At 66.3% G+C, this 11,643-nt stretch carries 10 protein-coding genes and 1 pseudogene; 3 read left to right on the forward strand and 8 right to left on the reverse strand.

Annotated elements, in window-relative coordinates; all coding sequences use genetic code 11:
- Window positions 1-156: 156 nt before the first annotated feature.
- Window positions 157-2,121 (reverse strand): CocE/NonD family hydrolase, encoded by a 1,965-nt coding sequence (locus tag ACESL5_RS08135; RefSeq protein ID WP_372592296.1) that lies wholly within the window; start codon window positions 2,119-2,121, stop codon window positions 157-159.
- A gap of 96 nt (window positions 2,122-2,217) precedes the next feature.
- A complete protein-coding gene (locus tag ACESL5_RS08140; protein ID WP_372592284.1) occupies window positions 2,218-3,513 on the reverse strand; it encodes an acetyl-CoA carboxylase biotin carboxylase subunit family protein in 1,296 nt (431 codons plus the stop codon).
- A 154-nt stretch (window positions 3,514-3,667) separates the two neighbouring features.
- On the opposite strand from ACESL5_RS08140, the gene ACESL5_RS08145 reads away from it, so the two are divergent.
- Window positions 3,668-4,702 carry a hypothetical protein gene (locus tag ACESL5_RS08145; protein WP_372592285.1) on the forward strand — a complete coding sequence of 345 codons (1,035 nt, stop codon included), beginning with the start codon at window positions 3,668-3,670 and terminating at the stop codon, window positions 4,700-4,702.
- A gap of 10 nt (window positions 4,703-4,712) precedes the next feature.
- Here the strand turns inward: ACESL5_RS08145 and ACESL5_RS08150 are convergent, their stop codons facing one another.
- Window positions 4,713-5,672 carry a ribose-phosphate diphosphokinase gene (locus ACESL5_RS08150; protein WP_372592286.1) on the reverse strand — a complete coding sequence of 320 codons (960 nt, stop codon included), beginning with the start codon at window positions 5,670-5,672 and terminating at the stop codon, window positions 4,713-4,715.
- Between the two features lie 53 nt (window positions 5,673-5,725).
- The gene (locus ACESL5_RS08155) at window positions 5,726-6,307 is read right to left on the reverse strand and encodes a beta-class carbonic anhydrase (protein ID WP_372592287.1); all 582 of its coding nucleotides are present in this window, start codon (window positions 6,305-6,307) and stop codon (window positions 5,726-5,728) included.
- Between the two features lie 256 nt (window positions 6,308-6,563).
- Here ACESL5_RS08155 and ACESL5_RS08160 point away from each other — a divergent pair, with 256 nt between their 5' ends.
- Entirely contained in the window at window positions 6,564-7,706 is a 1,143-nt protein-coding gene (locus tag ACESL5_RS08160) for a CapA family protein (protein WP_372592288.1), read from the forward strand.
- A 34-nt stretch (window positions 7,707-7,740) separates the two neighbouring features.
- Here ACESL5_RS08160 and ACESL5_RS08165 read toward each other — a convergent pair whose 3' ends face one another.
- The 4 genes from ACESL5_RS08165 to ACESL5_RS08180 all read right to left on the reverse strand — a co-directional run bounded on the left by ACESL5_RS08165 (window position 7,741) and on the right by ACESL5_RS08180 (window position 11,056).
- Window positions 7,741-7,884 carry a DUF3096 domain-containing protein gene (locus ACESL5_RS08165; protein WP_372592289.1) on the reverse strand — a complete coding sequence of 48 codons (144 nt, stop codon included), beginning with the start codon at window positions 7,882-7,884 and terminating at the stop codon, window positions 7,741-7,743.
- A gap of 119 nt (window positions 7,885-8,003) precedes the next feature.
- The gene (locus tag ACESL5_RS08170; RefSeq protein WP_372592290.1) at window positions 8,004-9,800 is read right to left on the reverse strand and encodes an adenosylcobalamin-dependent ribonucleoside-diphosphate reductase; all 1,797 of its coding nucleotides are present in this window, start codon (window positions 9,798-9,800) and stop codon (window positions 8,004-8,006) included.
- A 98-nt stretch (window positions 9,801-9,898) separates the two neighbouring features.
- Window positions 9,899-10,420 carry a PAS domain-containing protein gene (locus ACESL5_RS08175; protein WP_372592291.1) on the reverse strand — a complete coding sequence of 174 codons (522 nt, stop codon included), beginning with the start codon at window positions 10,418-10,420 and terminating at the stop codon, window positions 9,899-9,901.
- A 120-nt stretch (window positions 10,421-10,540) separates the two neighbouring features.
- Complete coding sequence (locus tag ACESL5_RS08180; protein WP_372592292.1) at window positions 10,541-11,056, reverse strand: arylesterase; 516 nt, start codon at window positions 11,054-11,056, stop codon at window positions 10,541-10,543.
- 381 nt (window positions 11,057-11,437) lie between these two features.
- Here ACESL5_RS08180 and ACESL5_RS08185 point away from each other — a divergent pair.
- A pseudogene (locus ACESL5_RS08185) lies at window positions 11,438-11,643 on the forward strand (hypothetical protein); the annotation flags it as partial.

Below are 11,643 nucleotides of genomic sequence, written 5' to 3' on the forward strand. Positions count from 1 at the left end.
AAGGAACGGACCATCGCCCGCTACCAGGGCCGGCACGTCGCCGAGATAACGAAGAAACTCCACGGCTGACCCCCATCCATGGCCCCGGCCGCGTACCCCGGGGCACCCAATCTCCCCTGCTATGGCGATTCCCAACGCTCCGAGGAAGCGCCGGCATCAAACCAGGTCGCGCGGGATCTCCTCGTCCCAGTTGTCCGAATAGACCCGCTTGTTCCCCTCCCAGGCGTCGAGTTCGGCGTGAATGACGAAATGCGTCTTCGTTGCCGTGAGCCTGGTTCGCGTCACGGTCCGCACTGACCAGTCCTCTCGACGGTAGCCTCGCTCCCATAGGGTCTCGCCCTTGGGAGAGAGGTAGTCATAGCCACGATAGCTGTACCACTCCAGGGCCTTGCGCTGCATCTCGAGGTTCGCCGGGCCGATATAGGTAGTGCCGTCGTCGTTGATCACCTCGAGCGTGGTCTCGTCGGTCTCAAGATCGCGTATTACCCGCCACTTGTGCCGGCCGGCCTCGACCGTTTCCGTCGGTGTGGGACGGGCGCCTTCGGCCGGGGGGAAATCGATCAGCGCATCCTCGTCATCCCGTCGGGGCCGTTCCGGCAGCACCAATCGGCTACTCCCCGTGAAGATCGTGAGACGAGCGGGTTCGGGCGCCGGCCAGGCCAGGGGCCAGTAGGAGGTGGAGATCGACAGGCGCAACCGATGGCCGGTGGGGAACACGTGGGCGATCTGATTGAGCTTCACGCTCACGCGGTAGCGTTCGCCAGGCCTGAGGGGTTCAGGCTGCTCGGAGCCGTGCCGGTGAGTGAGGTTCAGCAACCCGTAGGTCACGCGCGTGGCCTTGTCGTCGGGAGCGACATCGGACAGCCGCACGGCCACCATGGCCACCGGCCTGTCGGCGGACACGGCCAGTTCCAGCCGGCAGGCACCCAGAATCTCGAGCGGCTCGGACAGCCGCCCGGTATTGAAAACCAGTGCCCCGCCGTCCTCCTCGCGCTGGTCGTGCGGCAGATCGGGCGTGGCGGCGTAGGAACACCACTTGCCGGCAAATATGCCCACCGACAGCGGCGACTGGATCCACATGCTCTCCTCGTCGATGTGCCGTTCGCCCGGCTCGAGCGTACCCGGCCGGGCCAGGGTCAGCTCACGGGATCGGATCTCCGGCGATGGCCACTGCCGCTCGCCCACCCAACGCCCCTCGCGACGCTCGTAGAAGGTCGTCGGCGGTGCCGAATACTGCATCCAGGCGCGCAGCATGGGTTCGTCCATGATGTCGGTCTCGATGTCCTTGAGCCACTTGTCCCACCAGCGCAGGCACTCCTGCAGAAACCCGATCGCCGGGCCAGGTACGCCCTGGTGCGGATACTTGTGGCTCCAGGGGCCGACCAGCCCGAGACGCGGAACCCTGAGATTTTCCAGCAGGCGAAACACCGAGTTCGTGTAACCGTCGGTCCAGCCGGAGACGGCCATGACGGGGCACCGGATCGCGTCCCAGTCCTCGCAGACCGAGCCGTGCTGCCAGTACTCGTCACGCCGCTGATGCTCCAGCCATTTCTGCAACCACAGGCCGCTACCCCGCAGGCGCTCGAACCACATCTCGCGCCAGCGGTCGCCGACGATGTCCGGATCGGGCGGCAACGAATTGAAGGCGAACATGGTCGAGGCCCAGGAGAGGTTGTCGCCGAGCAGGCACCCTCCCATGTGATGGACGTCGTCGGCGTAGCGGTCATCGGTGGAGGCGACCGTCACCACCGCCTTGAGCTCGGGGGGCCGCATCGCGGCGATCTGCAGGCCGTTGAAGCCGCCCCAGGAGATGCCGATCATGCCCACCTGGCCGGAACACCAGGCCTGTGCGGCGAGCCATTCGATCACTTCCACCCCGTCGTCGAGCTCCTGCTGCAGGTACTCGTCCAGAAGCACTCCTTCCGAGTCGCCGCTACCGCGCAGGTCGACGCGCACGCAGGCGTAGCCGTGCGCCGCGAAATACGGATGCATCACGTCGTCACGCATGCGCGTGTTGTCGCGCCGCCGGTAGGGGATGTACTCGAGGATGGCGGGCACCGGGTCGGCAGTCGCGTCCTCCGGCATCCACACCCGGGCCGCCAGGCGAGTGCCGTCGCTCATGGGGATCCAGAGATGCTCGATCTCGCGAACGGGCTGTGGCAGCGGGTCGATGATCCTCACGGCGTCCCTCCTCGTTGGGTCGTCTTGATGATTGGCTCAGCCGGATTCCACGTCATGGAACTCCAGCGGCAGGCGCTCGAGCAGGGCCTGGTAGCGGTCCATCAGTTCATCGTGGCTCTGCCCGCCCATGAAGATCACGGCCACCTCGTAGCTGTAGACCTCCTGGCCGCGCATCTCGGACAGGCGCATACCCTCCTCGACCTCGACCTGGATGCGGGTGCCGGGAAACTCCCGTTCCAGCGAACCGATCTCGTCGTCGGTGGGCACCCGGGTGACGACCGCATCCTCGAAATGCCGCAGCATGAACTTGATCGCCACCCGGTGCGGCCCTTCCCAGCGAGGGAAGGAAGGCCGACGGCCAAGGGCCAGATCGATGGCCACCTCATGGTGCGAGGCTCCGGCCACATCCATGAACAGTGGTGAATGCGACTTGGAAATCCGGGTGTTGACCTCCAGCAGCCAGATCCGGTCCGTGTCCTCGTCCCAGAAGTACTCGATGTTGAACGGCGTGTCGTCCAGGTCCATCGACGGGACCGCCCGACGGGTAATATCGAACATCCGCTCCTGGACGGACTCGGGCAGTTGCGAGGGGAACTCGTACCGCGAGAACGACGAACCGATGCCTCCTCCCCGGATGGAATCGACCACGCCGTAGACCGTGGTCCTGCCGTGGCGGACAAAGCCCTCCAAGGTGCACTGCCAGCCGTCGATCGGCTTTTCCAGCGTGCAATGCCAGGCATCGATGTCGGTGGGAATGTCGGAAGGCAGGTTTGCCCGGCAGGTGAATCGATCGAATGGCTCGCCGAACAGACCGATGCCGGCACGCAGGCCGGCCAGGGCCCGTTCCAGATCCTCCGGGCCGTCGACGCGGTAAACCATCATCGAGGAAAACCCGATGTTCGGCTTGATCCAGAACGGGAAGTCCAGCTCCACCCGGTCGGCCGCGTCCGGGTCGAAGGGATCGAGGGCCTGAAACTCCGGGATGTTCTCCGGAATCACGCGGGCCTGGCGCAGCCGTGACCAGTACTTGTGCTCGGCGATCAGGATGCCTTCCAGGCTGGGCCCGGGCAGCCCAAGGGCGTCACGAAAGACCACCCGCAGGGCGGTAGTGGGGAAGTCCCAGTGCCCGATGACGGCATCCGGCCGCACGCCGGAGGCCTCGATCTCGCTCGTCCCCCGTTCGATCATCTCGTCGATCGGATAACTCTCCGGGTGAACAACCATGCCGTAGGGCAACAACCCGTGGAAGACGTAGTCCCCGGCGTGGCGAACGCCCTCGAGCTGCCGGAGATGAAAATCGTCCAGACCGATGACGAAGACGTGCTTGGTCATGTTTCACCTCGCTGGAATGGATGCAGCCGGTCCGGCCAATGCCGCCTTGCACCAGTCCCCGAGAGTAGTTGCTGTTCGACCACCTTGCCGCTTCCATGCCCAAGCGAGTGGACTACGCTGGAGAAACATGACCTGACAGCCAGCGGGGCGGCACATGAGCCAGTCAACGCACGATTGCCGCATCGAGGACAAGGTGGCCTTCCTCGGCCGGCCGGAGGCCTATCCGGACGAACAGCCCGCTCGTGTCGAGGTGATCGAGACCCACATGTCCTGGGTGTTCCTCACCGACGCCCATGCCTACAAGCTGAAGAAGCCGGTGCGCTACGAGTTTCTCGACTTCAGCACCCTCGAAGCCCGTGGACGCGACTGCGCCGCCGAGGTCCGGCTCAATCGCCGACTGGCACCGAACACCTACCTCGGCGCCCTGCCCCTGAATCTCGACGACCAGGGGCGGCTGACCCTGGGCGACGGTGGCCGGATCGTCGACTGGGTGGTGAAGATGCGCCGCCTGCCGGCCGAGCGCATGCTCGATCTCGTGATCCGCGAACGGCGGCTCCGCCCAACGGACACCCTCGCGGTGGCCGAACATCTCGCCGCCTTCTACTCGCGCTGCGAGCCGGTCGCGCTGTCACCGGATCGTTACCGGGCACGCCTGTGCAAGGACATCACCGCCAACCTCGAGGCCCTGAGCGAGCCGCTTCACGAGCCGGACGACGGGCAACTCGGGCGCATCGGCAAGGCCCTGCTCGGCCTGCTGTCGAGCGAACCGGAACGGTTCGACGCCCGGGTCTCGGGTGGACACGTAGTGGAGGGCCACGGCGACCTGCGCCCCGAGCACGTCTGCCTCGAGGATCCTCCGGTGATCTTCGACTGCCTGGAGTTCGACCGGCGCCTGCGCACGCTCGACGCGGCCGACGACCTCGCCTTCCTGGCGATGGAATGCGACCGACTCGATGCCCCCGAGGTAGGCGACACTCTCTACCGAGTCTACGAAGAACATTGCGGCGACCGGCCGGAGGGGCGCCTGATCGCGTTCTACAAGAGCCGCCAGGCCTGCCTGCGGGCGAAACTGGCGCTCTGGCACATCTTCGAGCTGCCCACGGACGAGTGGGAGCCGTGGCGGGACAAGGCCCGGAGCTACCTCGCCCTGGCCGAAGACCTGGCCCGGCAGTGCCAGGGAGACCGTTAGAAAACCGAGCTCAAGAGGCGCGCGCCTGCCCCCCGTGCAGGCGCGCGATCGCCTCGGCGAACAGCGGTGCGGCGGAAACGACCTCGAGCCGCCCACCCAATGCCTCGCGGTCGATTTTCACCGGCCAGATGCTGTCGGTGATCAGGACCCGGTCGAAGGCATCGCTGCCAAGATTCTGCTGCGCCCCGTGCGCGAACGCCCCGTGCGCAGCCACCGCCAGCACCCGCCGGGCACCCGCCTCGCGGCAGCTGCGCGCCGCATGGGTCAGGGTGCTCCCGGTGGCGATCAGGTCGTCCACGAGTATCACGGTGGCATCGCGCACATCCCCGACCAGTCGCCCGAGCGTCAGTTCGCCCGCTCCCCGGATCTTCTCGAAGAAGGCGTCTTCGACGTCCCGGTCCAGCGCCAGGGCGAGATCCTCCCGGAAACGCACCGCGCGCTTGACGCCACCGACGTCGGGCGAACAGACCACTACCGGGTGCCCGGCATCGATCCTCGGGGCAAGCTCGGGCACGAACAAACGATGCATCCCGAGGCGTTCGGTCGGCACGCGAAAGGCGTTGTCGAAGGCGGCCTCGTTGTGCACCTCCAGCACCACCACGCGATCGACACGCATGGCCTCGAAGAGTTGCGCGAGGTATCGGAGGGTGACCGGGTCGCGCGGCTGCGTGCGCCGATCCTTGCGGGCATAGCCCAGATAGGGAACGACCGCGGTCACTCGAGCCGCCCCGGCATCCTTCACGCAGGCGAGGAAGAACAGCAGGCGGCACAACCGGTCGTTGACGCTGTGCCCGGGGTCAGAATGCAGCGAGTGCAGGACGTAGACATCGCGGTCGCGCACGCTTTCCAACGGACGGGCCTTGTGCTCGCCATCCTCGAACGCGCGTTCCTCGTGATCGGCCAGGCGCGCGCCCAGTTCCGCCGCCACGCTCTCGCCGAATCCGCGAGATCCCTCCAGGGCGAAGAGCATGGGACCCTCGTCGACCATGGCGTCGCCGCGGCTTGCCCACATGCCGAACGGGGTCAGGACGCCCTGCCCGCTGCCGTCGCCTCGGGCACCTCGACCAGCTCGCCGGTCTTGCAATCGTAGATGTACCCGTAGACCGGGATGTTCGACGGGACCATGGGGTTGGCGCGGATCCGTTCGACGTCCGCCACCACGCTTTTCGCGTTGTCGCTGATCGTCAGCCATTTGACGTACCTGCCCTCGGTCGTGCCGCCGCCGGCATCGCTGTCGTGCCAGCCCGTCTCGTCGACCGTGGCCGTCTCCAGGCTGCGAGACAGCAGGTCCGACATGGTCTCGTCATCGAAGGTCAGCATGCCGCAGTCCGTGTGATGGATCACGAACCATTCCCGGGTCCCGAGCAGCTTGTAGGAAATCACCAGCGAACGGATCGCGTCGTCCGACGCCCGACCGCCGGCATTTCGTATGACGTGGGCGTCCCCCTCGGCCAGTCCCGCGTACTTGGCCGGATCGAGCCGGGCATCCATGCAGGTCAGGATGGCGAAATGCCTGCCCGGGGGCATCGGCAGGTCGCCCTTGTCACCGAACCCGGCCACGTAGTCGGCATTGGCCGACATGATTTCATCGACGATCTTGCTCATCTTGCGTCTCCTCTGGACTGCCGCGGAACGAGGGCTCGCCGGGTCGGCGAGCATCGGGCGCAGGGCGCTCGCCGAGCCCCCTGCGCCCGACGACTCCCTCCCGGTTCAAGTTAGTACGAAGCGGTCCTGACTACAGGAAACAATTGACCGGCGGTCGACTCGATCCGCCAATGCCTCTCGCGATTAACGAAACGTGCCGGCGGAAACTAAGGTAGTGGCAAGTCCCTCCGAACATCACCGCCGAGGACCGGTCACCATGAGTGCAGCGAAAGACAACGCGGCCGAGAGGAAGGAGACCACCCTGATGCTGACCGGTGACGTGATGACCGGGCGCGGCATCGACCAGATCCAGCCGCTGCCCTCCGACCCCAGCCTGTACGAGGGCTACATGCACGATGCCCGCGGCTACGTGCGCCTCGCCGAAGAGGCCAGCGGCACCATCCCGCGCCGGGTCGCTCCGGAGTACATCTGGGGGGACGCCCTGCCCGCCCTGGCGGGAGTCCGCCCGGACCTGCGCATCATCAACCTGGAGACATCGATCACCACCGCCGACACCCCGTGGCCGGGCAAGGGAATCAACTACCGCATGCACCCGGCCAACGTCGGCTGCATCCGGGCAATCTCGCCGGACTGCTGCGTGCTGGCGAACAACCATGTGCTCGACTGGGGGCGGGACGGCCTCGTGGAAACGCTGCATGTGCTTGAAGGTGCCGGCATCCCGACGGCCGGTGCCGGTCGCGACGCCGACGAGGCCACGGCACCCGCCGTCTTGCCCCGACCGGACGGGGGCCGGCTACTGGTGTTCGCCGCCGGCCACCGCAGCAGCGGGGTACCCGACGACTGGGCGGCCGGAACGGGACGGCCCGGCGTGCACTGCCTGCCGGACTTCTCCGCCGCCACGCTCGACCGTCTGGCCGGGCGGATCGAGGCGGCACGCCGACCGGGAGACCAGGTGATGCTGTCCATCCACTGGGGCGGGAACTGGGGCTACGAGATACCGGACGAGCATCGCACTTTCGCCCACGGGCTGATCGAACGGGGCGCCGTGGATCTCGTCCACGGGCACTCCTCGCATCATCCGAAGGCGATCGAGGTCCATCGCGACCGGCTGATCCTCTACGGCTGCGGCGACCTGCTCAACGACTACGAGGGCATCCGGGGGCACGAGGCCTACCGGGGGGATCTCGCATTGATCTATCTGCCGGTCCTTCACGACGGACGGCTCGTCGCCCTGCACATGCTGCCCTACCGGATCGGACGCTTCCGCCTCAACCGTCCGTCATCGGAGGACATCGACTGGCTGGAGTCGACCATGGACCGCGAGGCCGCGCGCTTCGGAGGCCGCGTGGATCGGACAGCCGACGGCGCGCTGGCGCTTCAGTGGCAGCCCGGGGCCTGAGGGGACAAGAGAGACCGACCGAGGGTCGCGCTGCTCAGAAGCCCTGACCGAGCAGGCCGAGAACGCCCAGTACGATCAGGTAGATCGCCACGATGTAGTTGAGCAGCTTGGGGAGGATCAGGATGGCGATGCCGGCGCCAATGGAGATCAGGGGGACGAGTTCGAGGTGGATGGTCATGGAGAGCCTCCTGCGGTGTGTATGTGGTGCGTTCCTGCGCGCCCGCGAACGGTTCTCGCCGGGCGCCTGCGAGAAAGCTATCAGGTCACGGGGCAGCTGTCTCCTGTCCCGAGCGGTATTCAGTCCCCCTCGCGCTCGATGTCGCAGCAGGGTGTAGCGGTCTCGGCCACTTCCAGCACGGCCCCGGTGACCGGGTTGGGACGGAAGGTGGTACAGCCCTTGAGCCCGAGTGCGTGGGCGCGACGGTAGATCGCCTCGAAGCGCTCGAAGGGCATGTCCTCCGGGACGTTGATGGTCTTGGAGATGGCGCTGTCGACGTACGGCTGCAACGCCGCCTGCATGGCCAGGTGTGCCTCGGGATCGAGTTCGTCGGCCTGCACGAAAGCATCCGGCAGGTGCTGCCCGGCATGCCCCTCCTGCCAGAGCCGCCAGGCGTGGTCGCTGATCGGGTGCGACGCTCGGCGGCCATCACGCTCGATCACCTGCCGGGTGAACGTGAAACGGAAGACCGGCTCGAGCCCGGAGGAAACATTGTCCGCCAGCAGGCTGATCGTCCCGGTCGGGGCGATCGCGGTGAGGTGGCTGTTGCGGATACCGTGCCGGGAGATGCCGTCGCGGATGTCCGCCGGCAGGGAGCGGATGAACTCTCCACCGAGATACGCCTCGCGCTCGAGGAAGGGGAAAGCCCCCTTCTCTCTCGCCAGATCGACCGAGGCCCGGTAAGCCGCGTGCGTGATCGTCCGCATGGCCGTGGCGGCCTGCTCACGGGCCTCGTCGGTGTCGTAGCGCAACCCCAACATGATCAGCGCGTCGGCCAGGCCCGTCAGTCCCAGGCCGATCCGTCGGGTACCGCGTGCCTGCTCGGCCTGGGCATCCAGCGGAAACCGCGACACGTCGATCACGTCGTCGAGCATGCGCACGGCGACGGCCGCCATCCGGGCCACAGCCTCGAGATCCAGCCGCGCGACGGGGGTAAACGGATCGCGCACGAATCGCGTGAGGTTGATCGATCCCAGGTCGCAGGCCCCGTAGGGCGGCAAGGGAATCTCCCCGCAGGGATTCGTCGCGGAGATGCATTCGCGGTACCAGAGGTTGTTCGCCCGGTTGATCCGGTCGACGAACAGCACCCCCGGCTCGGCGTGCTCATAGGTGGCTCGCATGATCCGGTCCCAGAGCCGACGCGCCGAGACGCGCCGCACCACCCGGCAAGCCACCGGCGCATCGAAACCCGGCCAATGGCGTTCGAGCCGCTCGCCCTCGCCGTCTTGCATCGCCTCGGCGGGAAACACCAGCGGCCACTCGGCGTCGTTCGCCACGGCTTCCATGAAGTCGTCTCCGACGAGCACGGAGAGATTGAAGCGCGTGAGTTCACCGGCCTCGCGCTTGGCATCGACGAAGGTCTCGATGTCGGGATGATCCACCCGCAGGGTCGCCATCATCGCACCCCGGCGGGCCCCCGTGGAGAGGATGGTCGCGCACATCGCATCCCAGATGCGCATGAAGGAAACCGGACCCGAGGCGATGGTGCCGCTGTGCCGGGCCGGCGTGCCGGAGGGTCTGAGCGTGGAGAAGTCGTAGCCGACGCCGCCGCCCTGCTGCATGGTCAGCGCCCCCTCCTTGAGGGCGTCGAAGATCCCGTCCATGGAATCCTCGATTCTGCCCATGACGAAGCAGTTGAACAGCGTGACGATCCGGTCGGTGCCTGCACCGGCAAGCACCCGCCCTCCGGGCAGGAAGCGGAATCCCTCGAGCACCTCGCGGAAACGGGCTTCCCAGTCACCCGGACGGGGCTCGACGGCAGCAAGCGCGTGAGCCACCCGGTCCCAGGAATCCTCGATGCACCGCTCGCCGGGCTGGCGATAGCGCGAATCCCAGATCGTGCGGCTGATGTCGCTGGCGAAGGCGTCACGTTCCATGCCCGAAGCTTAGGCCACCTCAAACCGAAGGACGAGATCCTGCACTCCGAGAACGCGGGGCATGGTCCGTTGGACTGCCGGCAGGCGGCGCCCGGGCGTCAGACGTACTGCATCACCAGGTCGGTGAGGCTCTTCGCACCGCGCTTCTTCAGGTACTTCTGGATGGCGTCGAAGCCGGCGGCCACCTGTCTGTCCCGCGGCTGGGCCTGCTCGACGGCGACGATGTCGGCATAGACCTTCGACCACTCCTTGACCGCCTCGCGCTTGGGCATCATGCGCACCGAGCTGTAGCCGGTGATCTCGCCGCTGGCATCCTTGCGCGGCGCCACCCGCGTGAAGACCCAGTAGTTGTCGCCGTTCTTCGCCCGGTTGTTGACGAAACCGAAGAACTCGTCGCCGCCCTGAATGATCTGCCACATGGCGTAGAACACACCGCGAGGCATGTCGGGATGACGGAGGATGCTGTGGGGCGAGCCGATCAGTGCGTCCTTGCTGAAGCCGGAGATCCGGATCATCGTCGGGTTGGCGAAAGTGATCACCCCCCGGATGTCGGTGCGGGACTGGATGGTGTCGTGGGGGGACAGGATGATCTCGTGCCCGGTGACCGTACGGTCAATCATGCAATGCTCCCTAGTGTTCGAGAGGCGGCGGGTGGCCGAAATATGCCAATCCTAAGATTCTTGCCCGGCACGCCACAAGGAAAACTACGCCCACTGCGACCGTATTGAATCGCCCGGCCCCTATCTGAGCGCGCCCTCCTCGGCCAGCCTTGCATGGATGCGTCCGGCCATCTCCCGATAGCCCGCGGTGTTCAGGTGGACCTGGTCCGACTTGTAGGCCGGCTTTTTCAGCAGGCTCGCGACCATGCCATCCATCAGGACTACACCATGCTGCTCGGCCAATTCCTGGTAGAAGGGAGCCGAACGGGAGAAAAGCGACTTCTCCGGGACACCCACCAGCAACACCTGAACGCCGCGTTCGAGTGCCATCTCGATCATCCGGGAAAGATTGCGCTTCGCCTCGGTCGGGCTGCCGTTACGCAGGATATCGTTGCCGCCGAGCAGCAGAATCATCAGGCCCGGATCGGTCTCGTCGAGCACCGCGGGCAGCCGTTCCAGCCCCTCGGCGGTCGTCTCGCCGGATACCCCGGCATTCACCACGGTGTGCCCGGACAACGCCGCCAGGCGGGCGGGATAGCTGGTGTCCGCCGAGGCGCCGACACCTTCGGTCAGGCTGTCACCAAACGCCAGAATCACATCGCCCGGCGCCAGCGGTTCCAGGGAACCGCCGCCGCACCCAGTCACCAGTAACGCGACCAGGAGGGCGAACGGCCGAAGCGCGCTCTGCCTCGATCGGACACCGAGCCGTCCGACGGACACGACCCACCTGGGGAGAAATTTGATCACTTGTCCCTCGCTGTTCGCCCTGGGTTTCGACGGGAACCATACCGCCCCTGGCCAACTGTCGGGCCGCAGGGAAGTTGTTGTCTTTCTGTGCTATTACCTCTAGCTGGGATAAACGGTTTCCGTCCGCATGGGATCGCTCGCATGCGAACAGAAATTCCCCAGAGGCATCTGCCGCATTCGACAGATGGAATCCGATCATCCTGGCTTCCAACACCATGGAGGAAGCGCACCATGACACAGAAAAGACTCTTTCGAGAACTCGCTGCCTGCACGCTCGCCGTCGCAATGGCAGGCGCCGCCCCGGCGACACTCGCCGCCGATGACGAAACCGAGAAACAGACGCGCAAGAGCGGCCCCCCGATGATGCAGAACGGCGGCCCCGGCGGTGGCTACGGACCCGGCATGATGCAAGGTTACGGACCCGGTGGTGGTTACGG

Origin of the sequence: Guyparkeria sp. (assembly GCF_041687595.1) — a bacterium.
GTDB lineage: Bacteria > Pseudomonadota > Gammaproteobacteria > Halothiobacillales > Halothiobacillaceae > Guyparkeria.